Annotated in this window: 24 protein-coding genes; 5 read left to right on the top strand and 19 right to left on the bottom strand. The window is 70.3% G+C overall.

From position 1 onward, the window contains the following. The 8 genes from VF542_RS16820 to VF542_RS16785 form a co-directional block, all read right to left on the bottom strand. On the bottom strand, positions 1 to 186 hold a 186-nt coding region (locus tag VF542_RS16820), incomplete at its 3' end, for a hypothetical protein (RefSeq protein WP_408652846.1). A gap of 238 nt (positions 187 to 424) precedes the next feature. Next, positions 425 to 2197: an MDR family MFS transporter gene (locus VF542_RS16815; RefSeq protein ID WP_408652845.1), complete on the bottom strand. Its 1773-nt coding sequence runs from the start codon at positions 2195 to 2197 to the stop codon at positions 425 to 427. Further along, positions 2190 to 2708, bottom strand: coding sequence for a MarR family winged helix-turn-helix transcriptional regulator (locus VF542_RS16810; RefSeq protein ID WP_408652844.1), 519 nt, complete (start codon positions 2706 to 2708; stop codon positions 2190 to 2192). Before VF542_RS16810 ends, VF542_RS16815 begins: the two co-directional genes overlap by 8 nt. Positions 2709 to 2778: 70 nt before the next feature. Then, on the bottom strand, positions 2779 to 3480 hold the full coding sequence (locus VF542_RS16805) for a demethylmenaquinone methyltransferase (protein ID WP_408652843.1): 702 nt from the start codon (positions 3478 to 3480) through the stop codon (positions 2779 to 2781). Between the two features lie 65 nt (positions 3481 to 3545). Further along, positions 3546 to 4733 carry a cyclic dehypoxanthinyl futalosine synthase gene (gene mqnC / locus VF542_RS16800; RefSeq protein ID WP_408652842.1) on the bottom strand — a complete coding sequence of 396 codons (1188 nt, stop codon included), beginning with the start codon at positions 4731 to 4733 and terminating at the stop codon, positions 3546 to 3548. Between the two features lie 4 nt (positions 4734 to 4737). Then, positions 4738 to 5556 (bottom strand): GNAT family N-acetyltransferase, encoded by an 819-nt coding sequence (locus VF542_RS16795; RefSeq protein WP_408652841.1) that lies wholly within the window; start codon positions 5554 to 5556, stop codon positions 4738 to 4740. Between the two features lie 49 nt (positions 5557 to 5605). Continuing rightward, entirely contained in the window at positions 5606 to 6589 is a 984-nt protein-coding gene (locus tag VF542_RS16790; protein WP_408652840.1) for an alpha/beta hydrolase, read from the bottom strand. Between the two features lie 409 nt (positions 6590 to 6998). Next, entirely contained in the window at positions 6999 to 7847 is an 849-nt protein-coding gene (locus VF542_RS16785) for a menaquinone biosynthetic enzyme MqnA/MqnD family protein (protein WP_408652839.1), read from the bottom strand. 59 nt (positions 7848 to 7906) lie between these two features. Here VF542_RS16785 and VF542_RS16780 point away from each other — a divergent pair, with 59 nt between their 5' ends. Continuing rightward, positions 7907 to 8677, top strand: coding sequence for an inositol monophosphatase family protein (locus VF542_RS16780; protein WP_408652838.1), 771 nt, complete (start codon positions 7907 to 7909; stop codon positions 8675 to 8677). Here the strand turns inward: VF542_RS16780 and VF542_RS16775 are convergent. Next, positions 8666 to 8977 carry a DUF4229 domain-containing protein gene (locus VF542_RS16775; RefSeq protein ID WP_408652837.1) on the bottom strand — a complete coding sequence of 104 codons (312 nt, stop codon included), beginning with the start codon at positions 8975 to 8977 and terminating at the stop codon, positions 8666 to 8668. The two genes, VF542_RS16780 and VF542_RS16775, sit on opposite strands and share 12 nt — an antisense overlap. Before the next feature lie 77 nt (positions 8978 to 9054). Then, positions 9055 to 10200: an aminofutalosine synthase MqnE gene (gene mqnE, locus VF542_RS16770; RefSeq protein WP_408652836.1), complete on the bottom strand. Its 1146-nt coding sequence runs from the start codon at positions 10198 to 10200 to the stop codon at positions 9055 to 9057. Positions 10201 to 10270: 70 nt separating this feature from the next. On the opposite strand from mqnE, the gene VF542_RS16765 reads away from it, so the two are divergent. The 3 genes from VF542_RS16765 to VF542_RS16755 are packed head-to-tail and all read left to right on the top strand — an operon-like array spanning position 10271 to position 11608. Next, complete coding sequence (locus tag VF542_RS16765; protein WP_408652835.1) at positions 10271 to 10894, top strand: FMN-binding negative transcriptional regulator; 624 nt, start codon at positions 10271 to 10273, stop codon at positions 10892 to 10894. A gap of 22 nt (positions 10895 to 10916) precedes the next feature. Beyond that, positions 10917 to 11225 (top strand): type II toxin-antitoxin system Phd/YefM family antitoxin, encoded by a 309-nt coding sequence (locus VF542_RS16760; protein WP_408652834.1) that lies wholly within the window; start codon positions 10917 to 10919, stop codon positions 11223 to 11225. Next, positions 11222 to 11608, top strand: coding sequence for a type II toxin-antitoxin system VapC family toxin (locus VF542_RS16755; protein WP_408652833.1), 387 nt, complete (start codon positions 11222 to 11224; stop codon positions 11606 to 11608). Before VF542_RS16760 ends, VF542_RS16755 begins: the two co-directional genes overlap by 4 nt. Positions 11609 to 11656: 48 nt before the next feature. Here the strand turns inward: VF542_RS16755 and VF542_RS16750 are convergent, their stop codons facing one another. The 5 genes from VF542_RS16750 to VF542_RS16730 form a co-directional block, all read right to left on the bottom strand. Beyond that, positions 11657 to 12427, bottom strand: a complete 771-nt coding sequence (locus VF542_RS16750) for a 4'-phosphopantetheinyl transferase family protein (protein WP_408652832.1) — start codon at positions 12425 to 12427, stop codon at positions 11657 to 11659. Between the two features lie 189 nt (positions 12428 to 12616). Next, positions 12617 to 13102, bottom strand: a complete 486-nt coding sequence (locus VF542_RS16745; protein WP_408652831.1) for an Lrp/AsnC family transcriptional regulator — start codon at positions 13100 to 13102, stop codon at positions 12617 to 12619. A gap of 12 nt (positions 13103 to 13114) precedes the next feature. Next, entirely contained in the window at positions 13115 to 13900 is a 786-nt protein-coding gene (locus VF542_RS16740) for a UbiX family flavin prenyltransferase (RefSeq protein ID WP_408652850.1), read from the bottom strand. A gap of 8 nt (positions 13901 to 13908) precedes the next feature. After that, positions 13909 to 14811, bottom strand: coding sequence for a menaquinone biosynthesis prenyltransferase MqnP (gene mqnP, locus VF542_RS16735; RefSeq protein ID WP_408652830.1), 903 nt, complete (start codon positions 14809 to 14811; stop codon positions 13909 to 13911). A gap of 50 nt (positions 14812 to 14861) precedes the next feature. Next, positions 14862 to 16316, bottom strand: coding sequence for a menaquinone biosynthesis decarboxylase (locus VF542_RS16730; RefSeq protein ID WP_408652829.1), 1455 nt, complete (start codon positions 16314 to 16316; stop codon positions 14862 to 14864). A gap of 65 nt (positions 16317 to 16381) precedes the next feature. On the opposite strand from VF542_RS16730, the gene VF542_RS16725 reads away from it, so the two are divergent. Further along, positions 16382 to 16699: a PLD nuclease N-terminal domain-containing protein gene (locus tag VF542_RS16725; protein ID WP_408652828.1), complete on the top strand. Its 318-nt coding sequence runs from the start codon at positions 16382 to 16384 to the stop codon at positions 16697 to 16699. 108 nt (positions 16700 to 16807) lie between these two features. Here VF542_RS16725 and VF542_RS16720 read toward each other — a convergent pair whose 3' ends face one another. From VF542_RS16720 to VF542_RS16705, 4 genes are all read right to left on the bottom strand, one after another. After that, positions 16808 to 19198, bottom strand: a complete 2391-nt coding sequence (locus tag VF542_RS16720; RefSeq protein ID WP_408652849.1) for an ATP-binding cassette domain-containing protein — start codon at positions 19196 to 19198, stop codon at positions 16808 to 16810. 95 nt (positions 19199 to 19293) lie between these two features. Continuing rightward, positions 19294 to 20412 (bottom strand): c-type cytochrome biogenesis protein CcsB, encoded by a 1119-nt coding sequence (gene ccsB / locus VF542_RS16715; protein ID WP_408652827.1) that lies wholly within the window; start codon positions 20410 to 20412, stop codon positions 19294 to 19296. 1 nt (position 20413) lies between these two features. Beyond that, positions 20414 to 22042, bottom strand: coding sequence for a cytochrome c biogenesis protein ResB (gene resB / locus VF542_RS16710; protein WP_408652826.1), 1629 nt, complete (start codon positions 22040 to 22042; stop codon positions 20414 to 20416). Then, positions 22043 to 22858 (bottom strand): cytochrome c biogenesis CcdA family protein, encoded by an 816-nt coding sequence (locus VF542_RS16705; RefSeq protein ID WP_408652825.1) that lies wholly within the window; start codon positions 22856 to 22858, stop codon positions 22043 to 22045.

Raw genomic sequence — 22858 nt, 5'->3', positions numbered from 1 at the left:
GGTACCCGCCTTGACCTCGGCCAAGCCCTGTCTCCGGCTGACTGTCGAGAGGTGTGGGTCCTCAGGCCCGTCCGTGGCGCAGTTGACTACCGAGAGGGGGTCGGCGGTGGCCGCGACTGGAGTGATCGCGGGTAGGGAAACGGCAACGAGGAGGCCGATCCCTAGTGTCGCAAGTGTGGTTTTCATGATGCCGGAGCGTACGGCCTGTTAGATCTGAATAAGATTATTTCATGACTTCGCGTCATCGCGCCGAAGGGTGCGACCCCGGTTCAGCCGCCGATTGCCGCGGGCGCTATCTGCGGGGTCGCCCTCAAGTTCGATGGCGGCCTGTCGATAGATGCGGTACTGGCCCCCTCCAAGGCAGCCGAACGCCGGCCCGTCACCTCAGTGACAGGCCGGCGTTCGCACGTTCGTACCGTGTCGGTCAGCGATCCCGGCCGTCGGATCCGGCGCCGAGCTGAGCGGCGGTCCGGTCGTTCCCGGTTCCGGTTCCCAGCTGGGCGGCGGTCCGCTCGTCGGCCTGCGGCGCCGGGTTGCCGGCCACCGCGCTGGCAGCCGCGGCGCGCTCGGCGGCCTGGGCCTCCAGGCCGGACTCCATCCGCAGCTTCACCTCTTTGAGGAAGAAGCTGAGGATGAACGCCGGCAGCACCACGAAGGCGGCCACCAGGAAGACCCGGTCCATCGATTCGGCGAACCCGGCCAGGAACGGCTCGCGCAGCACCATGGCTCCGTGCTGCAGGAAGCTGGTGTCGTTCAGCTGGCTGGTCGAGCCACCGGCCATGGCCCGCAGCGCCCGGGCGATCAGGCCGTTGGCCGGATCGCGCAGCGCGGCCTGGAACTGCGGCGTCTGGCTGGCGGCCTGCACGTTGCCGGTGATGTGGGTGGCCGCGCCGGAGAAGAAGATCGTCAGGAAGATCGCGGTGCCGAAGGTGCCGCCCATCGAGCGGAAGAAGGTCGCCGACGCGGTGGCCACACCCATCTGCGACGGCGGCACCGCGTTCTGGGTCGCCAGCACCAGGGTCTGCATGCAGCAGCCCAGGCCGGCACCCAGCATCAGCATCAGCGGCACCAGCACCGCGTAGTCGGTGGTGTAGCTGATCCGGGACAGGCCCAGCAGCGCCGCGATCAGCACCCCGGTGCCGACGATGGGGAAGATCTTGTACCGGCCGGTCCTGGCGGTGATGATGCCGCTGGCCATCGACACCGTCATGATTCCCACCATCATCGGCAACAGCGACAGGCCGGCCTTGGTCGGGCTGAAGCCCTTGACGATCTGCATGTACAGCGGCAGGCAGATGATGCCGCCGAACATGCCCATCCCGAGGATGAAGTTCATCAGCGACGCCACGTTGAAGACCGGTGAGCGGAACATCTTCATCGGCAGGATCGCCTCGTCGCCGACCCGGCGCTCGATGATCAGGAAGGCGACCAGCAGCACCGCGCCGAGGACGTAGTAGGTGACGGACTTGCCCGAGCCCCAGCCCCAGGTGCGGCCCTGCTCGGCGACCAGCAGTAACGAGGTGACACCCAGCACCAGGGTGATCGCGCCGAGGTAGTCGACCTTGTGCTCCTGGCGCAGGTGCGGGATGTTGAGGAACCGGCTGACCACGGCGAGGGCGACGATGCCGATCGGCAGGTTGACGTAGAAGACCCAGCGCCAGCCGTCGAAGCCGAGCAGCCGGTCCTGGCCGGCCAGCAGGCCGCCGAGCACCGGCCCGGCGACCGAGGAGATCCCGAAGACGGCCATGAAGTAGCCCTGGTACCGGGCCCGCTCCCGCGGCGGGACGATGTCGCCGATGATCGCGAAGGCCAGCGCCATCAGGCCACCGGCGCCCAGGCCCTGCACGGCACGGAACGCCGCCAGCTCCTCCATCGAGTTGGCCATGCCGCTGAGCATCGAGCCGACCAGGAAGATCGAGATGGCGAAGAGGTAGAACTTCTTGCGGCCGTACATGTCGCTCAACTTGCCGTAGAGCGGGGTCGACACCGTCGAGGTGACCAGGTAGGCGGTGGTCGCCCATGCCTGGTTGGTCTGGCCGTTGAGCCGGTCGGCGATGGTGCGCATCGCGGCCGAGACGATGGTCTGGTCCAGGGCAGCCAGGAACATGCCCAGCAGCAGCCCGGAGAGGATCAGCATGATCTGCTGGTGGGTGAGGCGGCCCGAGTTGTCGACCTCGGCGACGCGTGGTTCAGCCATGATTGAGTTCCTGTTCGAGTTCGAGTGCGTTCTGATCGCCGTACTTCTCGGTGTCCGCGTTCAGCTGCGCGAGCAGCCGCCCCAACGTGACGATGTCATCGGGATGCCAGTCGCTGAGCAGCCGCTCGACCCGCCTGCGCCGCCCGCGTGAGAGCCGGTCCAGGACCTGCTGCCCCTCGCCGGTGGCCTTCAGCAGGATGGCCCGGCGGTCCTCCGGGTCGACGTCGCGAGCCAGCAGGCCGGCCTTTTCCAGGTCCGCGACCTGGCGCGAGACGGTGGAGGGATCCAGGCCGGTCCGCTCGGCCACCGTGGTGAGGCGGGACGGCCCGCAGTGGGTCAAGGTGCCCAGCACCATCAGTGCCATCCGGTCGATCCGGTCTCCGTTGACCTGATGCTTGTAGCGGGTCATGTGCATCATCAGCCTGCCGAACTCGCGTTCCACCGTGGAGATCGGGTCATCGCAGTCTGCGCCATGGGGCAGCTGGGTCGGCCGTTTATATGCTTGCTGCATGCATCTAAATTAGCTGCGACCCGCAACTAAGTCAAACCGCCGGGGGGTGTGGCCCCTCGACCTTGCCCGCTCAGCTCGGGCGCCGCGCCCAGTGCAGCGCCACCACCCCACCGGTCAGGTTGCGGTAGTGCACCTCCTGCCAGCCCGCCGCGGCGATGGTCCAGGCCAGCTGCTGTTGGTCCGGCCAGCTGCGGATCGACTCGGCGAGGTAGACGTAGGCCTCGGGATTGCTCGACACCCGGCGGGCCACCCACGGCAGCGCCCGCATCAGGTAGTTCAGGTAGAGCTGCCGGAAACCCGGGATCACCGGGGTGGAGAACTCGGCGACCACCAGCCGGCCGCCCGGCTTGGTGACCCGGGCGAACTCGGTCAGCGCAGCGGACACGTCGGCGATGTTGCGCAGGCCGAAGGAGATCGTGACCGCGTCGAAGGCCTCGTCGGCGAACGGCAGCCGCAGCGCGTCGGCAGCCACGAACGGCAGCTGCCGCCGGCCGGGTCGCCGGGCGCCGGCCCGCAACATGCCGAGGGAGAAGTCACTGGCCACCGCCTCAGCCCCCGAGCGGGCGAGCTCGGCGGTGGACACCCCGGTGCCGGCCGCGACGTCGAGCACCCGTTCTCCTGGCCGCAGGCCCAGCGCGTCCCGGGTAGCGCGCCGCCAGCGCCGGTCCTGCGCGAAGGACAGCACCGTGTTGGTCAGGTCGTAGCGTTTGGCGACCCCGTCGAACATCCGGGCGACGTCGTGGGGTTCCTTGGCCAGGGTTGCGCGCGTCATCAGGCTTCCATTGTCGTTGATCCGCCGGTTACCGCCATACCCGCGCCGGTGCGCGGCAGCGGCGCTCAGCTGACCGCGGCTCGGGCGGTCGGCAGCAGGGTGAGCGCGGTGGATGCGAAGTGCGAGTGAACCCGGTCGTCCACCGGGTCATCGGCCGGGTCGGTGTGCACCAGCAGGTGGTTGTAGAGCGTGTCCCGCTGAGCCGGGATCCGGCCCGCCGAGCGGATCAGCTCGATCAGCTCGGTGCGGTTGGACCGGTGCCGGGCCCCGGCCGAGGACACCACGTTCTCCTCCAGCATCACCGAGCCGAGGTCGTCGGCCCCGTAGTGCAGGGTCAGCTGGCCGATGTCCTTGCCGGTTGTCAGCCACGAGCCCTGCAGGTGGTTGACGTTGTCGAAGAACAGCCGGGCCAGCGCGATCATCCGCAGGTACTCCAGCGAGGTCGCCTGGGTGCGGCCCTTGAGGTGGTTGTTCTCAGGCTGGTAGGTCCACGGGATGAACGAGCGGAAGCCGCCGGTGCGGTCCTGCACGTCGCGCACCATCCGCAGGTGCTCGATCCGCTCGGCGTTGGTCTCACCGGTGCCCATCATGAAGGTGGCGGTGGATTCCACCCCCAGGGTGTGGGCGGTCTCCATCACCGACAGCCACACCTCGCCGGACTCCTTCAGCGGCGCGATCGCGGTGCGCGGCCGGCTGACCAGGATCTCCGCACCCGCACCGGCGAAGGAGTCCAGGCCCGCGGCGTGCAGCCGGGCGATCACCTCGGCATGCTCCAGCCCGGAGACCTTGCCGATGTGCACCACCTCGGAGGCGCCGAGGGAGTGCAGGGTCAGCGACGGGTACTCCCGCTTGATGGCGGCGAAGATCCGCTCGTAGAACTCGATGCCGAGTTCGGGAGAGTGGCCGCCCTGCAACATGATCTGGGTCGCGCCGAGCTCGACCGCCTCGCCGCAGCGGCGCAGGATCTCGGCGTCGGTGTGCGTCCAGCCCTCGCGGTGCCCGGGCGCGCGGTAGAAGGCGCAGAACTTGCAGGCGGTCAGGCAGACGTTGGTGTAGTTGATGTTGCGGTCGATGATGTAGGTCGCGACGTTGTCGGGGTAGCGCCGCCGGCGGACGGTGTCGGCGGCCTCGCCGAGCGCGTGCAGCGGAGCGTCGGTGTAGAGCAGCAGGGCCTGCTCCGGCGTGAGCCGGCCGCCGTCGGCGGCATGCTGGAGCAGGTTCGCGATCTCGACGGGGTCCGCGCGCAGGGTCACCCGCTCAGGGTAGACGGACGCCCTGTTCCCGGTCCGGCGGCGTCCACAGGTAGGGCGTCGTGGTGGCCACCGCCACGAATCCCAGCCGTTGCAGGATCGGGGCGCTGTCGGCGGATGCGTCCACCTGCAGGTAGCGGTTACCCACCTGGACGGCGTACTGGGCCCGCCGCGCGACCAGGGCCCGGTAGATCCCCCTGCCGCGCCAGTCCGCCAGCGTCGCCCCGCCCCACAGGGTGGCGAAGTCGGTGCCGGGGCTGCGGATCAGCCAGGCCGCGCTGACCAGCCGGGAACCGGCCTCGGCCACGAAGATGGCAAGGTCATCCGGGTCGGCGGCCTGCCGCTCGGCGAGGTCGTCGGCCAGCCAGTGCCAGTCCTCGTTCCAGATCTCGGTCTGCAGCGCCCCGATGCGGTCGAAGTCCACCTGGTCGCTGACCCGGCGGATCCGCACGTCCGCGGGCAACTCGGGCTCCTCGGTCAGCTGCCCGGCCGGGCCGACCACCACGGTCTCGACCTCACCGGCCACGAACCCGGCGGCCACGAGCCGGCCGGGCAGGTCGGCCGGCTCGTCGTAGGAGTGGGTCTTCCACTCGAAGGCCTCACCGTGGCCGGCGAAGAATTCGCAGGTCCGCCGGATCAGGGCGTCGAGTGCCGGCCCGGTCAGGCCCGCCAGGTCGCGGTAGTCGACCCAGCCGTAGTGCTTGCCGCCGGTGATCCGCAGCAGTGGCCCGTCCCGGTCCACCCGCATGCTCTCGGGCTGCCTGGCGGGCAGGACGCCGCGGACCTGCTGGTGGTAGGCGGCGCGGAGTTCATCTGCGCTGGCCACCGGCCTAGTGTGCGGCACCGGGCTGGTGGTCCGCGCCGGGGACGGCCCGCTAATCCGAACCACCGGCCAGCAGGTTCCGCAGGTCCTCCGCGGCCTGCGCGGCGGCGCCATCGGCCACTGCCGACACCCCGCCGAAGCCGAAGTAGGAGTGGTTCAGGGTCGGCCACTCGCGGCTGATCACCCGGACGCCGGCCTTGCGCAGCGCATCGGCATAGAAGTTCCCCTCGGTGCGCAGCACGTCCAGGGTGGCGGTATGGATCACGGCCGGCGCGACGCCGCTGAGGTCAGGCGCTCGCATCGGTGAGACCCGCCAGTCATAGGAGGACTCCTCGTCCACGTAGTTGGTGGCGAAGTTGACCATCCCCTGCAAGGTCAACCCGAAGTTGCGTCCGGTGGTGCGCCGGGACATGTAACGGGCGTTGATCTCCGGGTCGGTGTACCGGCCCGCGACGTCGGTGACCGGATAGAGCAGCAGCTGGGCCGAGACCGGCTGGCCGGCATCCCGGCGAGCGATCGCCACCGACGCTGCCAGCTGGGCCCCGGCACTGTCGCCGGCCAGGACCAGCGTGCCGGCATCCCCACCGAGTTCGGCGGTCCGCTGCGCGACCCACTCGGTGGCCAGCACGGCGTCCTCGAACGCGGCCGGGAACGGGTGCTCGGGCGCCAGCCGGTAGCCGACCGACACGACCACCATGTCGGCCTGCGTACAGATCCGGCGGGCGTGGTGGAGATGGGTGTCGATGGTGCCCGAGATCCAGCCACCGCCATGGAAGTAGACCACCGTGGGCCTGGTGGCTCCAGCCTCGGTGCCGGCCGGTCGCAGCACCCGGATGGGCAGCCGGCCGTGCGGGCTGTCGATCTCCTGATCGGTCTCCGATGCCGGGATCAGCGCCGGGTGCATCCTCTCCCGGGCCAGCAGATGGGCTCTGCCCGCGACCGCTCGGGACTCCTCGATGGTGGCTTCCTCGTCAGCCTCCACGGGCGTGGTGGCCAGCCATTCCGCGAGTTCGGCGTCCATGGTGGGTTCTGTCACGAGAGGCCTTCCAGATCGATCGTGCGTCGCAAGCCGGTCGGGTGCCGGTCGGTCCAGCTACCGGCGCGCCACCTTCATTGAAGCAGCCGCCGAGCCGGCACCGATGCGCGCGCGGGGCCCGGCGGGCGGGACTGGCCCGGGCCGGAAATTCAGCGCGGTGGCTGTCCGGGGGGTGGCCCATCTCATGGCCGGAAACGGCTACCGGATCCACACCGGAGCACTACGCTGAGTTCTGCACAAGCTAGACCTTCAGGACGAAACCCTGGCTGGGGGATGGCAGCTGGTCCCGTCTTGCTCCACCCTCATGAGGATGGCGGAGTCTCGCATGCCCGCGCACGAGACTCCGTCATTCTCAGCCCGGTCTTGCTCAGCCCGGTCCTTTCGGCCCCAGCGTGCGGTGAGCGGATCGTCAGACCTGCGCGAACTCCGGAATCACCGGGCCGGCGACCGCGCCGACCGCGGCGGCCCGGCGCGCGAACTCCGTCAGGCCGGCCAGCTGGCGTGCGCCGAGTGAGAAGTCCAGCGTCCGGAAGTAGTTCGCCAGGGTCGGGGCGTCGAAGACCTCCCAGCGAGCGGCCTGGGCCGCCACCTCGTCCACGTGTGCCAGCGCCTCGTCCCGACTGCCGACGAAGGCGGCGTGCACGTCTTTGACCAGGCCGGGGTTCTCGGCCGCGAACTCGCGCCGGACCGCCCACACCGCGAAGACCATCGGCAGGCCGGTCCACGATCGCCAGGCCTGCCCCAGGTCGTGCACGTCCAGGCCCTTGCTGGCGCCCTCGTAGGTGGCCCGTAGCGCGACGTCGCCGATCACCACGGCGGCGTCGGCTTCGAGCATCATCGCGGTCAGGTCCGGTGGGCAGCTGAAGTACTCGGGCTCGACCTGGTGAACCTCGCGCAGCCACAGCTGGGCCAGCAGCACCGAGGTCCGCGACGTCGAGCCCAACGCGACCGGCCGGCCGCCCAGCTCGGCCAGCGGGCGCTGCGACACCAGGTCGACCGACAGCACCGGGCCGTCCGAGCCGACTGCGATGTCGGGCAGCAGCAGCAGCTCATCCGAATGCCGCAGGTACTCCACCAGTGAGATCGGACCGATGTCGAGCGCGCCCCGCACCAGCAGCTGATTGAGGTTGTCCGGGGTGTCCTTGGTCAGCTCCAGGTCGAGCAGGGCACCCGAGCGCACCAGCCCCCAGTAGATCGGCAGGCAGTTCAAGAACTGGATATGGCCGACCCGCGGCCTGGCGGTGGGGGGCTCGGTCACGCCACTGAGGCTACGCGGGCAAGGATGGGCAGGTAGCCGATCGGGCTAGGCTCGCGATCGTGACCGACGATCTGGAACTGGCCGGCGAACTGGTGCGCCAGGCCGGCCGGTTGGCGGCCTGGATGTTGCGGGAGGGCCTGGAGACCCATCACAAGAGTTCGGTGTCCGACGTCGTCTCCGACGCCGACCATGCCGCCGAGGACCTGATCGTGGGGGCCCTGCGGGCCGCGCGGCCCGACGACGGCCTGATCGGTGAGGAGGGAGCCAACCAGCCGGCGGTCGGTGGACGCACCTGGTACATCGACCCGGTGGACGGCACCTACAACTTCCTGTCGGGGTTGCCGTACTGGTGTTCGGCGCTCGCGCTGGCCTGCGGGGCCACCGGCGCCGGCGAGCCGGTACTGGGCGCGGTCTATCACCCGTCCACCGACGAGCTGTGGCTGGGCGGCGCCGACCAGCCGACCACCTGCAACGGGGTGCCGGTTCGGCAGCTGGCGGACGCGCCGCTGTCGCGGTTGTCCTTGGCCAGTTACCTGCATCCGGCGACGCTGCCCGACGACGACGCCCGCGAACCGCTGCTTGCCGTGCTGCGTGGCGCGGCAACGGTCCGGATGCTGGGCTCGGGATCGCTGGAACTGGCGGCGGTGGCCGGCGGCCGGCTGGGCGTCTGGGCCCAACTGGACACCCTCGAGTGGGACTGGCTACCCGGTGTGGCGCTGGTGCGGGCTGCCGGCGGTGTGACCGAGGTGGTGCATCACCGCGGGCATCGGTGGCACCTGGCCGGCAACCGGCAGGCCGTCGCCGAAGTGCGAGCGTTGCTACGGGGCTGACTCGTCCTCCGGCTCGCCGGAGAGCTGGGCGTCGAGGTTGTGCCGCTGCGCCTGCCGGGCCGCCACCCTGGCTTCGAGGTTGGCCGCCAGCCGGGCGCGCTGCTTGTTCAGCAGGATGTAGGACAGCGGGATCGACAGGACCACCGCAATGGCTCCGGCCAGCAGTCCCGGAACCCGCGCGACGTAGAGCAGGCCCCAGAGCGCCAGGAACAAGCCGAAGCGCAGCACGGTGTACAGCCACATCGCACCCAGCGTCTGCCCCGGCGACGGCGCCCGAAGCTCGCTGCGATCCTCACTCATGGACCCTGGCTCTTCGCGCACGCGCTCATCGCGACTCGCTCCGGTCCTCGCTCGCTGGCGCTCGCTGCGATCCTCACTCATGCCCAGACAGCCTGCGGTTCGGCGCGGCGCTGTGCCAGCGGCACCGGCGGCTCGTACTCGCGGATCACCTCGTAGCGGGTGTTGCGTTCCTTCGGCTGGAAGCCGGCGTCGCGGATCAACTCCAGCAGGTTCTCCCGGGTGAGCTTGTCCGGCGTGCCGAAGCCGTCCGCGTCGTGGGTGATCTTGTACTCGACCACCGAGCCGTCCATGTCGTCAGCGCCGTAGTTCAACGCCAGCTGCGAGGTGGACAGGCCGTGCATCACCCAGAACACCTTCACGTGCGCGAAGTTGTCCAGCAGCAGCCTGGACACCGCGAAGGTCCTGAGCACGTCGGCCGGCGCTGCCATCTTCAGGTGCGAGAGCCGGTTGTTGTCGTTGTGGAACCGCAGGGGGATGAAGACCTGGAAACCACCGGTCTCATCCTGCAGTTCGCGCAGCCGCAGCACATGGTCGACCCGGTGCCGCGGTTCCTCGATATGGCCGTAGAGCATGGTGGCCGGCGTCTTGAGCCCCTTCTGGTGAGCCAGCCGGTGGATCCGTGACCAGTCCTCCCAGTGGGTGTTGTGGTCGACGATCTGCTTGCGCACCTCCCAGTCGAAGATCTCGGCGCCGCCGCCGGTCAGGGACTCCAGCCCGGCGTCGATCAGCTCGTCGAGGATGTCGCTGGCGGGCAGGCCGGAGATCTCTTCGAAGTAGTGCACCTCGGTGGCCGTGAAGGCCTTGAGCGCGACTCCGGGCAGCGCCGCCTTGAGCTCGCGCAGCACCCGCGGGTAGTACTTCCACGGCAGGGTCGGGTGCAGGCCGTTGACGATGTGCAGCTCGGTGAGACCGTCGTCCTTCATCGCCAATGCCAGCTCGACGGCCTCCTCGACCCGCATGGTGTAGGCATCCTTGGCCCCGGGCTTGCGCTCGAACGAGCAGTAGGCGCACGACGCCCGGCAGACGTTGGTCAGGTTGAGGTGACGGTTGACGTTGAAGTACACCGCGTCACCGTTCTTCTCGGTCCGCACCCGGTGCGCCTGCCCACCCAGCCAGGCCAGGTCATCGCAGTCGTAGAGGTCCTCGCCGTCCTGGCGGGTCAGCCGCTCGCCGGCGGCGACCTTCTCGGTGAGTTCGGCCTTGCGGAGCGCGTTCCATGCCATGGGCTCACCCTACGTTCCGGCGCTGGCGGTAGCACCCACACCGCGGCATCCGCGCTGCCATGCTGGTCACATGTACGTTCCCGCGCATTTCGCGATGTCGCCGGCCGAGGTGAGCGACCTGCTGTCGGCCATCATCGCGGTGGACCTGATCAGCACCACCCCGGACGGCCTGACGGCGACCTTCCTGCCGATGCTCTACGACCGGCAGGCCGGCACGCTGCAGGGCCATGTCGCCCGCAACAACCCGCACTGGCGCGACGCCACCGGCACGTCCCTGGTGATCGCGCACGGCCCGGATGCCTACGTGTCACCGTCGTGGTATCCCGCCAAGGCAGAACACGGGCGGGTGGTGCCCACCTGGAACTACGTCACCGCGCACGTCTATGGCCAGCTCGTGGTGCATGACGACGTCGAGTGGCTGCGGTCGCTGGTCGGCCGGCTGACGGCCCGGCACGAGGAGCCCCGAACCGAACCGTGGGCGATGTCGGACGGGCCTGCTGACTACATGGAGGGCCAGCTTCGCGCGATCGTCGGCCTGGAGTTGGTGATCGAGCGGATCGAGGCGAAGTCCAAGCTGAGCCAGAACCGTTCGGTGGCTGATCAGGAGGGCGTGCGGGCCGCGCTGGCGGCCGGCACCCCGCCCGAGCAGGCGCTCGCCGAGCGGATGACCGGGGTATACCGCTATCCTAGCTGAGCTGAGTGCTACTGTGTGCTACATGAAGGACGACGCGGAGGACGACGACGCGGAGGACATAGAGCAGGTCGGTGTTCGAGAGCTACGCCAGAACGCCAGCGCGCTGCTGGACCGGGTGGCGACCGGCGTGACGATCCGCATCACCAACCACGGCCATCCGGTCGCGCAGCTGGTGCCGATCGGCGGCCAGCGCCAGGGTCGTGCCGACCTGATCGCCGGCGGCGAGCTGCAGCCCGGACGTGGGAACGTGCTCGGCGTCGAACCGGTCCAGGCCCCGGAGGGCTCCCCCGGTACCGACGAGCTGCTCGCCGGCCTGCGCGAGGACCGTTGATCTACGCCGACACCTCCGCCCTGGCCAAGCTGCTGATCGCCGAGGCCGAGACGCCGGCCCTGCGCGACTGGATCGCCGGGCAGGATGGCCGGCTGGTGACCAACTCCGTCGGGGTCGTGGAACTGCGCAGGCTGGCCGCCCGGGTCAGCCAGCAGGCGGTGGGGGCGGCCACCGTGCTCCTCGGCCGGATCGACCGGCTGGCGTTGACACCGGCGGCGCTGGCGCTGGCCGGCGAGCTGCCGCCTCCCGAGGTGCGCACGCTGGACGCCCTGCACATCGCCTCGGCGGCGGAGTTGCTCGACCTCCAGGTACTGCTGACCTATGACCATCGGATGGTTGAGGCAGCGACGCAATACGGCCTGCCGGTGGAATCCCCGCGCTAGCCGGTGGCCGTCCGCCGATCGCGCCGGCGTCAGCCCATCGCGCCGGCGTCAGCCCATCGCGCCGGCGTCGCCCATTGCGGCGGCGTCGCCCTCGATGACCGCCGCCGGCAGTTGCAGCACCCGGGTGTCGGGTGTCGCGCTCGCCACCGCGGCGGCGCCCGCGTACCCGGCCGGGACCGGCACGTCCAGCACGCTCCAGCCGTCCGGAAGCGGCGCCAGCCCGGTGGTGCCCAGGTAGTCGGTGGCCAGGCCCCCGGACAGCCCGGTGCCGATGCCTTTCAGATAGGCCTCCTTGCGCGTCCACACCGTGGCGAAGGCCAGCTCCGGGCGCTGCGCAGTGGCGATCTCGCGCTGCTCGACCGGATGCAGCCGGGCGGTCAGGTCCCAAGCGACCTGCGGGTCGGGCACCTCCTCGACATCGACCCCGACCGGCGTGGCGGCAACGCCGATCAGTACCAGGTCACCGCCGTGGGACAGCGAGAACTGCACCGCGGGGTCGGGTTCGGCCAGTACCGGGCGGCCGTGCATCGCACCGCAGTTCGGGCAGGCGTCCCGGGCCAACGTTACCTGCCCCGGCGGCAGGCCCAGATGCCGGCTCAGGACGTAGCGCAGCGCGATATGCGCGGCCAAGTAGCTGTGCCGGTCGACGTCCCGGACGAACTTCACCGCCCGCTCCCGCTCGCGCTCGTCCAGTACCGACAGGTCCGCATGGTCGGCGCGCACACCGGACACCGACAGCACCCAGACGTCGAGAAAGCCGCTCCGCGGCCCGGCCGCGACGGCGGCGGGCGACTCGTGCAGGTAACCGGCGCCTGGCACTACGGCCTCCTCGCGGGCTGGGCGGTCCGAGAACGCACCATCGTGACCGGCTCGATGGGCACGTTATGAAATCGACACCAATGTAGTACCCGGCGGCTGTCCCAGCTCAGCGCCTTGCCGGGAGGCGGTGGCCATGCAGGAGCCTTGAGAGGGGCGCAGTTTCCGTTGCCTCACGGCACCGCCGCTACCTCACCGGCGCTGCTCCGGCTCGCTCGACTCAGGTGTGCGATGCCCCGCCGACTGGACCCGTCCCTCGAACCTGGTCGAGAGCACCACCGTCGAACGGGTCCGGCCCACTCCGTTGATCTTGGCCAGCGCCCGGATGGCCTTCTCCAGACCGCCGACATCAGGCACCCGGACCTTCACCACGAAGGACTCCTCGCCCGCGACGAACCAGCAGTCCTCGACCGCGGCAAGCGCCGCCAGCTCGTCGGCCACCAGATCCTCATCGGCGGTGTCGGACAGGAAGATGCCGACCAGCGCGCTCATCGAGTAGCCGAGCGACTCGGGAGCCACCGCCGCGTGGTAGCCGGTGATCACGTTCTGGGCCTCCAGCTTGTTGACCCGCTCGTGCACGGCCGGCGCGGACAGGCCGACCTCCCGGGCCAGCTCGGCGAAGGTCGCGCGGGCGTTGGCCCGCAGGGCATCCAGAATCGCGCGGTCGACGGCGTCCATGGCTGGAGTCTGTCAGGCCGTCCCGGGCCCGGGAGGACCGGATTCAGCCACCGCGGCCGGTTCAGCCACCGCGCCGGGCTCGGAGGCTTGGGCGTCGCCGGGCTCGGAGGCCCGGCCGGCACCGAGCTGACCGGTCCACCGGGTGATCAGCGAGTGCGGGACGCCGAGCACGTCGAGCACCTTGGCCGCCACGAAGTCGACGAGTTGCTGAACCGAGCCGGCACCGGCGTAGAAGGCGGGGCTGGCTGGCAGCACCACCGCGCCCGCGTCGTACAGCTCGATCAGGTGGGTCAGGGTGGCCCGGGTGTAGGGCGTCTCGCGCGGCACCACCACCAGTGGCCGGCGCTCCTTGAGCGTCACGTCGGCGGCTCGCTGCAGCAGGTCCTTCGACAGGCCGAGCGCGATGCCGGCCACCGCCGCCGTCGAGGCCGGCACCACCACCATTCCGCGGGCCGGGTACGAGCCGCTGGCCGGACCGGCGCTGAGGTCGGTTGCCGTCCAGTACCGCAGGTCGCCGCCGAACACGCCAGCAGCATCGGCGCCGAACGAGCCAGCAGCATCAGCGCCGAGGGCGCCGGCCGCATCGGCGCCGAGCCATAACGCCGCATCCTCGGTCCAATGGTTGTCGCGGAAGGCGATGCCGGTCTCGTCCAGGATGGTCAGCCGGGCGGCCCGCGACACGATCAGATCCACCGGGTGGCCGGCCTGCAGCAGCGCTCTGATCACCGCCTTGGCGTACGGGGTTCCCGACGCCCCGGACACCCCGACGATCCAGGGCAGCCGGTGTGAGTCCCCGATCGCTCCACTCACAGCCGCAGGCCCTGCACGATCAGGTCGGCCAGGGCGAAGACGAACAGCTGGATGCCGACGAAGCCGTTGGCGGTGAAGAACGCCCGGTTCACCCTGGACAGGTCCTCGGCCCGGACGATCAGGTGCTCATAGGCCAGCACGGCGGCGGTGATCGCCAGGCCCAGCCACCACAGCCAGCCCAGGCCCGCGGCCAGCCCGAACCAGGCGTAGCAGCCGACGGTGACCAGGTGGGTGATGCTGGACCAGCGCAGCGCGGCCGCGATGCCGAACCGGGCCGGGACCGACCGGGAGCCGATCACCCGGTCGATCTCGGCGTCCTGGCAGGAATAGATCAGGTCGAAGCCGCCGATCCAGGTGCCGACCGCGAGCCCGAGCGCGGTGGCCGGCCAGGCGAAACCACCGGTCACCGCCATCCAGGCGCCGATCGGCGCCACCGCCTGGGCCAGCGCCAGCAGCACCTGCGGAAAGTCGGTGAAGCGCTTGCCGTAGGAGTAGAGGATCAGCAGGCCGACCGCCACCGGCGACAGCAGCAGCGGCAACGGCCCGAGGGCGGCGGCACACGCCAGGAAGATCACCAGCGCGATCGCGAAACCGCGCCAGGCCACCGCCACCGGCAGGGCCCCGGTCACCAGCTCGCGCTGGGCGGTCCTCGGGTTCAGCGCATCGAAGCGGCGGTCCAGGATCCGGTTGCCGGCCATCGCCACCGTCCGGGCCGACACCATCGCCAGCACGATCAGCACCAGTTCGACCCAGTGCATCGACCGGGTCCGGGCCCACATCGCGGTGCATCCGGCGATCAGCGCGAACGGCAGCGCGAACACCGAGTGCTCGATCATCACCAGCCGGAGGAACGCCCGGGTCCTGCTGGGTACCGGCGCGGTGATCGGGGCGGCTGACACGCCTTAAGAGTCTGCCAGCCCGGCCGCCACGGCGCGGCCAGGGAGCCGGGTTAGCTGATGCCGTACTCCCGCCAGCGGCGCTGGACCAGCTCCACCGTCGCCTGGTCCAGCACGCACGGTTCGGGCCAGCCGCCCTCGCGCCGGTAGCCCTCGGACGGCAGCTTCGCGGTCGCGTCGATGCCCAGCTTGCCGCCGTAGAACTGCTCGTAGGAGGAGTGGTCCAGATGGTCCACCGGCCCGGTCATGTGCACCACGTCGTGGGCGTAGTCGACATTGCCGAACGCGCGCCAGGCGACCTCGTTGTAATCGTGCACGTCACAATCGGCATCGACCACCACGATCAACTTCGACAGGGACAGCAGCCCGGCGCCCCAGATCGCGTTCATCACCTTGTGCGCGTGCTTGGGGAACCGCTTGTGGATCGAGACGATGGTGCAGTTGTGGAACACGCCGGCCTCAGGCAGGTCATAGTCCACGATCTCGGGGATGGTGAGCTTGATCAGCGGCCGGAAGATCCGCTCGGTCGCCTTGCCCAGCGGCCCGTCCTCCTGCGGTGGCCGGCCCACCACGATGGACTGGTAGATCGGTTGCTCGCGGGTGGTCATCACGTCCACCCGCATATAGGGGAACTGTTCGACGGGGGTGTAGAAGCCGGTGTGGTCGCCGAACGGGCCCTCGGGCAGCCGAGCACCCGGCTCGACCCACCCCTCCAGCACCACCTGGGCGTGGGCCGGCACCTGCAGCGGCACCGTCAGGCAGTCCACCAGCTCCACCCGTTCCCGTTGCAGGAACCCGGCGAACAGGTACTCGTCGATGTCAGCCGGCAGCGGCGCGGACGCGGCGTAGGTGACCGCCGGCGGGCAGCCGAAGGCGATCGCCACCGGCAGCCGGTCCCCGCGGCGCTCGGCGATCGCGGCATGCGAGGTCGAGTCCTTGTGGATCTGCCAGTGCAGGCTGACCGTCCGGCGATCCTGCTGCTGCAACCGGTACATGCCGAGATTGCGGGCGCCGGTCTCGGGATGCTTGGTGTGGGTCAGGCCGAGGTTGAGGAATACCCCGCCGTCACCGGGCCAGGACTTGATTCCGGGCAGCAGGCCGAGGTCGACCTCATCGCCTCGCAGCACGACCTCCTGGCAGCGGGCCCGCTTGCCGTGGCGCGGTGGGACGTTGCGCAGCTGGGCGGCCTTGCCCAGCGCATCCCGAAATCCGCCGAAGCCCTGCGGCAGTTCCGGTTTGAGCAGGCCGGCGATCCGGTCGCCGATCTCGTCCAGGCTTCGCACCCCGAGCGCCTGGCACATCCGCGAGGTGGTGCCGAACAGGTTCATCAGCAGCGGCATCCGGCCCCGGGTCGGGTTCTCGAACAGCAGCGCCGGGCCATGATCGCGCACGACCTTTTGGACGATGCCGGCGACTTCTAGATGTGGATCGACCGGCGCCTTGACCCGGATCAGCTCACCGGAGCGCTCCAGGGCACGGACGAAGTCAGCCAGGTCGGTGAATGCCACCGTGCCAGTATCCCTGCCTGCTCAATCCGGCGCCGTCAGGGCGCGGACGACCTAAGCTAGTGCCCATGCTTCTGAAGCTGGGTGGCCTCTTCTTCATCGTCAGTGTGGTGTTCTGGCTCTGGGCGATCTTCGATTCCTTGACCTGCGACGACAAGCGGGTGCGCAATCTGCCCCGGTGGGCGTGGGTGGTGGTGATCCTGCTGTTCCTGGAGTTCGGCGCGCTGGCCTGGGCCATCTTCGGACGGCCGCGTAGCGGGCAGTTGGTCGCGCGGGGCAGCAGCCAGCCACAGGCGTCGCCTCGCCGGCCGCAGGCGCCGCCTCGCGGCAGGCCGGTCGGCCCGGACGACGACCCGGAGTTCCTGCGCAACATCAACCGTCCCTGACAGACCTCCGGGGCCGGGTGCCGCGTTCCAGGTGCCGCGTTCCAGGTGCCCCGTTCCGGGTGCCGCGTTTCAGCGCCCGCGCCCCGGTGCCGGCCTCAGGTGCCGGCTTCAGGTGCCAACTGTGCCGACATAGGCGGCCAGGTGCTCGCCGGTGAGGGTGGGGCGGGCCGCGACGAGGTCGGCGGGCGTGCCCTGGAATACGATCCGGCCGCCGTCGTGGCCGGCGCCGGGGCCTAGATCGATGATCCAGTCGGCGTGCGCCATCACCGCCTGGTGGTGCTCGATGACGATGACCGACTTGCCGGAGTCGACGAGCCGGTCGAGCAGGCCGAGCAGCTGCTCGACGTCGGCGAGGTGCAGCCCGGCGGTCGGCTCGTCGAGCACGTAGACGCCGCCCTTCTCGGCCATCTGGGTGGCCAGCTTGAGCCGTTGCCGCTCGCCGCCGGACAGCGTGGTGAGCGGTTGCCCGAGGCTGAGGTAGCCGAGCCCGACGTCGGCGAGCCGGGTGAGGATCCGGTGCGCGGCCGGCGTCTTGGCCTCGCCGTCGCCGAAGAACTCCTCGGCCTCGGTCACCGGCATCGCGAGCACCTCGCTGATGTCCTTGCCGCCGAAGCGATAGCCGAGCACCTCCGCCTGGAACCGCTTGCCGTCGCACTCCTCGCAGACGGTGGCGACGCCGGCCATCATCGCCAGGTCGGTGTAGATGACCCCGGCTCCGTTGCAGGTGGGGCAGGCGCCCTCGGAGTTGGCGCTGAACAGCGCGGGCTTGACGCCATTGGCGCTCGCGAACGCCTTGCGGATCGGCTCCAGCAGTCCCGTGTAGGTCGCCGGGTTGCTCCGCCGTGAGCCACGGATCGGGGCCTGGTCGACCGACACCACCCCGTCCCGGCCCGACACCGAGCCGTGGATCAGCGAGCTCTTGCCCGAGCCGGCCACCCCGGTGACGACGACCAGCACGCCGAGCGGGATGTCGACGTCGACGTCGCGCAGGTTGTGCCGGTTCGCGCCGCGGACCTCGAGCGCCCCGGACGGCGTCCGCACCGAGGGCTTCAGGCGCGCGCGGTCGTCCAGGTGCCGCCCGGTGAGCGTGCCGCTGGCCCGCAGCTCCTCGACGGTGCCCTCGAACACCACCTCGCCGCCCTCGGTGCCGGCGCGCGGGCCGAGGTCGACGACGTGGTCGGCGATCGCGATCACCTCCGGCTTGTGCTCCACGACCAGCACGGTGTTGCCCTTGTCGCGCAGCCGCAGCAGCAGGTCGTTCATCCGCTGGATGTCGTGCGGGTGCAGCCCGATCGTCGGCTCGTCGAAGACGTACGTCACGTCGGTCAGCGACGACCCCAGGTGCCGGATCATCTTGGTGCGCTGCGCCTCGCCGCCCGACAGCGTGCCCGACGGCCGCTCGAGTGAGAGGTAGCCCAGCCCGATCTCCACGAACGAGTCCAGCGTCTCCCCCAGCGCCACCAGCAGCGGCGCCACCGACCGTTCCTCCAGCCCGCGAACCCACCCGGCCAGGTCGCTGATCTGCATCGCGCAGGCGTCGGCGATGCTGATCCCCTTGATCTTGGACGACCGGGCCTCCTTGGCCAGCCGGGTCCCGTCGCACTCGGGACAGGTCGTGAACGTCACCGCCCGCTCCACGAAAGCCCGGATGTGCGGCTGCAGCGCGTCCACGTCCTTGGACAGCATCGACTTCTGCAGGCGTGGGATCAGCCCCTCGTACGTCAGGTTGATCCCGTCGACCTTGATCTTGGTCGGCTCCTTGTACAGCAGGTCGTGCAGCTCCTTCCTGGTGAACTTCTTGATCGGCTTGTCCGGGTCGAAGAAGCCACAGCCGGTGAAGATCCGGCCGTACCAGCCCTCCATGCTGTAGCCCGGGATCGTGAGCGCACCCTCGTTGAGCGACAGGCTGTCCTCGTACAGCGCGGACAGGTCGAAGTCGGTGACCGAGCCCATGCCCTCGCAGCGCGGGCACATGCCCCCGAGACGGTTGAAGGTCGCTTTGACGGCCTTGCGGTTGCCGCGTTCGACCGTGATCGCCCCGCTCGCCCGGACCGAGGCGACGTTGAAGGCGAACGCGCTGGGCGGGCCGATGTGCGGCTGCCCGAGCCGGCTGAACAGGATGCGCAGCATCGCGTTGGCGTCCGTGGCGGTGCCGACGGTGGAGCGGGCGTCGGCGCCCATCCGCTGCTGGTCCACGATGATCGCGGTCGTCAGCCCTTCGAGGACGTCGACCTCGGGCCGCGGCAGCGTCGGCATGAACCCCTGGACGAAGGCGCTGTAGGTCTCGTTGATCAGTCGCTGCGACTCCGCGGCGATCGTGTCGAACACCAGAGAACTCTTGCCCGAGCCCGAGACGCCGGTGAACACCGTCAGCCGGCGCTTCGGGATCTCGACATGCAAGTCCTTGAGGTTGTTCTCGCGCGCGCCGTGCACCCGGATCACATCGTGGCTGTCGGCACGATGCAACGCCGGCGACTGCGGATCCGTCCGTACGCTCATCAGGTCCATGTCGGTCACGCTAGCCGCGGCTCGGGGGCCCGCGCTTCCGGATTCCTGATCGATCTGCACACCGTCGATAGCCACCCGGGCGGCGGCTAGCTCAGACCGGCGTAGGAGTGCAGCCCGGAGATCACGATGTTCACCACGAAGAAGTTGAACGTCATGGCCCCGAAGCCGAGCAGGTTGATGTAGGCCGCCCGGTTGCCCTTCCAGCCGGCAGTCGCCCGGGCGTGCAGGTAGGTGGCATAGACCACCCAGGCGATGAAGGCCCAGGTCTCCTTGGGGTCCCAGCCCCAGTACCGGCCCCAGGCCGCCTCGGCCCAGATGGCGCCGAAGATGACCCCGGCGGTGTAGATCGGGAACGCGAACGCCACGGTGCGGTAGGCGGCCTTGTCCAGTGCCGCGGCAGCCGGCAGCCGGGACCCCAGGCCGGCGAACCGGGCCGGCGCCTTCCCGGTCGCGGCGATCCGTTCGAAACGGGCCCGTGCCAGGTACATCATGGTGATCGCCGCCGAGGTCAGCAGGATCCCCTCCGCGACCGCCACCGCGGAGACATGGATCGCCAGCCAGTACGACTGCAGCGCCGGCACCAGCTTGGACGCCTTGGTGTAGAGCGTGCCGGCCAGGAACATCACCAGCAGTACCGGCATCATGACGAACAGGCCGAGGTAGCGCAGCTGCGGCATCTTCACGAGGGTGGCCAGCCAGGCGACCGTCGCCATGAGGCCGACCACCAGGGTGAACTCGTACATGTTGCCCCACGGCACCCGGTCCACGGCAATGCCGCGGATGGCGACGCAGGCCAGGTGGAACGCGGCGGCCAGCAGCGTCAAGCCGACCGCGGCCCGGCCCCAACGCCGGCCGCCCCGGCCATCGGGTTCCACGGATCCGGTGCCGTGACCCGGCTGGTCGGGCGGCTCGCTCAGCCGGCTGGCCGGTTCGGTTCCGCCCACCAGCGCCGGCTGCCGGGCAGCGCTGGGCTTCCCGGCACCGATCGCGGCGGCACCGATCGCGGCGGCACCGATCACGGCGGCATCGGTGCGAACCGCACCGGCCTGCACCGCACCGGCCTGCACCGCGCTGGTCTGGGCGATCCGGCCGTTCTTGCCGAAGGCGTACTCGCCGGTGTAGGCGACCACGGCGAGCATGTAGGTGCCGGTGGCCGCCGTCCACAGTGATTCGGACAACGAAGCCAAGCCGCCGTCGATGGCCATCTCAGTCCTTTCCCGCGCCGATCTTCTCAGCAGCCGTCGAGGCCGCCGCCGGGGCTGCCGCCACCGTGTCGGGCTGCGGGCCGGCGCCCAGGACGGCCGCCAGCTCCGCGACGATCGCCTGGAACTCGGTGCTGAAGTTCCCGCCGTCGTTGCGAGCCAAACCGCCTACCCAGACCACACTACGAGCCGAGGCGTCCGGTGGAGCAACGCGCACCCACAGCCGGCGCCGGCGGACCGCCAGGGAGCCGAGCAGGCCCGCCACCATCAGGATCGCCGCGAGGAGCAACCTGGCCTGGGTCGGGTCGTGTGAGACCTGCAGGTTGGCCCATTGCCGGTAGCCGTCGAAGCGGATCACGGTGCCGTCCGGCAGCGTCATGGACTGCCCGATCGCCAGGTTCCGGGCGCCGACCTGCTTGAGCTTGCCGGACGCGATCTGCTTCTGGTCGAGGGAGTAGACCGACTGCGGCTGGCCGCCCGGATTCAGCTCGCCGGTGTAGGCCAGCACCGCCAGCACCGGGTTGGTGGCCTGCGGCGAGATCGACGTGACGACCCCACCGCTGATCACCGGGGTGGGGGCGAAGACGGCACTCAGCCCCAGGTCGTCGTCTTTGGTGCCGTCCCTGCCGGGCAGCTTGAAGGCGCCCTCGCTGGTGAGCACCTCGTCCTGGGGCAGGAACGCCTGGGTGTCGGTGACCGGAGTGCGGCCCGGGCGGGTGATGGTGACGGTCGGCGAGAAGCCGTGGTTGAGCAGGTAGACCCGGTCGCCCTCGAGCCGCAGCGGGTGGTTGACCTCGATCACGGCGTGCCGGGGCGGCCCCGCCAGGTCCTCGGAGTAGCTGACGTCCGCCTTGAACTGGGCGGGCGTGCCGTCCTCGCGGTAGGTGGCCGTGAACTTCTCGAGCCGGTCGACGCAGAAGTCGGCCAGCCCGCCGGACTTGACCCAGCGCCCGGCGGTGAAGGAGTCGTAGGAGATCGGGCGGTTGCAGAACCCCGACCCCTCGGTGGCGACGATCGAGCCTTCGTAGCTGAGCAGCCGGCCGGCGGCGATCAGGACCAGGGCGACCAGCAGCGAGACGTGGAACAGCAGGTTGCCGGCCTCCCGGCTGTAGCCCTTCTCCGCCGAGACGGCCACCGCGCCGCTCTCCTCGGTGCGAACCACCGTGCGCCAGCGCGGCCGCAGCGCCCGGCTGATCCGGGCCGCCGCCTGGTCGGGGTCCAGGCCGGTGCTGAGTGCGGTGTTCTCCGCCAGCCGGTCCAGATTGCGGGGGGCCTTCAGCGGCCGGGCGCGCAGGGCGCGGGCGTAGACGGTGATCCGCGGGATCAGGCAGCCGATCAGCGAGGCGAACAGCAGCAGGTAGACCGCCGAGAACCAGATCGAGCCGAAGACGTCGTAGGCGCCGATCCGGTCCAGGAACCTGCCCCAGGCGCCGTGGGTGGCCAGGTACTGCTGCACCTTCGGCGGGTTGAGCGGGCGTTGCGGCAGCAGCGAACCGGGCACCGAGGCCAGCGCCAGCAGGAACAGCAGCACCAGCGCGGTCCGCATCGAGACCAGCCGCCGCCACAGCTGGCGCGCGGTAGGCGGTACCGGCAACCGCACCGACCGGTGCCCGGTGCCGCGGGGCGAGCTCATCTACAGCCCCGATCCGACGCCGACACCGGCGAATTCCAGCCGCAGGTAGTTCATCCAGTGGTCCCAGACCCCGCTGAACAGCAGCAGGCCCATCACGATCAGCACGGCACCGCCGGCCTGGCTGACCAGCCGGGCGTGCCGGCGAACGACGGCCAGAGCACCGCTCACCCATCCCAGGCCCATCGCCACCAGCAGGAACGGCACGCCCAGGCCGAGGCAGTACGCCGCCGACAGCAGCGCGCCGCGGCCGGCCGTGCCCTGGCTGGCGGCGAGGGCGTACACCGCGCCGAAGGTCGGCGTCAGGCACGGCGTCCAGGCCAGGCCGAAGGTGAGGCCCAGCAGCGGGGCCCCGACCAGGCCGGCCGGCGGCAACCGGTGCAGCTTGGCCTCCCGCTGCAGGAACCGGAACCTGCCGAGAAACACCAGGCCCATCCCGATCGTGACGACGCCGAAGATCCGTTCCAGCAGCAGCCGGTGCACGCTGATGCTGGAGCCGAGGGTGCCGAACAGCGCACCGGTCGCGACGAACACCACGGTGAACCCGAGCACGAACAGGAACGCCCCGGCGACCATCCGGCGCTGCCGGTGCGCGTGCCTACCGGCGCTGTCGCCGGCGCTGTCACCGGCACTGTCACCGCCACCGGCACTGTCACCTGCCAGGCCCGCGACATAGGAGAGGTAGCCAGGCACCAGCGGCAGCACGCACGGCGACAGGAAGCCGAGCACTCCGACCAGCAGCGCCACGCCCGCGGCGGGCACCAGCGCACCGTCGGTGACGGTGTTGCTGAACCCGCTGGCGAGCACGGCCGGCTGCAC

The sequence above is a fragment of the Jatrophihabitans sp. genome, assembly GCF_036389215.1.
Classification (GTDB): Bacteria; Actinomycetota; Actinomycetes; order Mycobacteriales; family Jatrophihabitantaceae; genus Jatrophihabitans_A.
This window is presented reverse-complemented; position numbering and strand designations above follow the sequence as displayed.

Coding starts and splice junctions, on each gene's coding strand:
- resB (WP_408652826.1), bottom strand. CDS start 22,042: ATGAGCTCGCCCCGCGGCACCGGGCACCGGTCGGTGCGGTTGCCGGTA.
- VF542_RS16725 (WP_408652828.1), top strand. CDS start 16,382: ATGCTTCTGAAGCTGGGTGGCCTCTTCTTCATCGTCAGTGTGGTGTTC.
- VF542_RS16760 (WP_408652834.1), top strand. CDS start 10,917: ATGAAGGACGACGCGGAGGACGACGACGCGGAGGACATAGAGCAGGTC.
- VF542_RS16720 (WP_408652849.1), bottom strand. CDS start 19,198: ATGAGCGTACGGACGGATCCGCAGTCGCCGGCGTTGCATCGTGCCGAC.
- VF542_RS16805 (WP_408652843.1), bottom strand. CDS start 3,480: ATGACGCGCGCAACCCTGGCCAAGGAACCCCACGACGTCGCCCGGATG.
- VF542_RS16810 (WP_408652844.1), bottom strand. CDS start 2,708: ATGCAGCAAGCATATAAACGGCCGACCCAGCTGCCCCATGGCGCAGAC.
- VF542_RS16745 (WP_408652831.1), bottom strand. CDS start 13,102: ATGGACGCCGTCGACCGCGCGATTCTGGATGCCCTGCGGGCCAACGCC.
- ccsB (WP_408652827.1), bottom strand. CDS start 20,412: ATGGCCATCGACGGCGGCTTGGCTTCGTTGTCCGAATCACTGTGGACG.
- VF542_RS16765 (WP_408652835.1), top strand. CDS start 10,271: ATGTACGTTCCCGCGCATTTCGCGATGTCGCCGGCCGAGGTGAGCGAC.
- VF542_RS16815 (WP_408652845.1), bottom strand. CDS start 2,197: ATGGCTGAACCACGCGTCGCCGAGGTCGACAACTCGGGCCGCCTCACC.
- mqnE (WP_408652836.1), bottom strand. CDS start 10,200: ATGGCATGGAACGCGCTCCGCAAGGCCGAACTCACCGAGAAGGTCGCC.
- VF542_RS16775 (WP_408652837.1), bottom strand. CDS start 8,977: ATGAGTGAGGATCGCAGCGAGCTTCGGGCGCCGTCGCCGGGGCAGACG.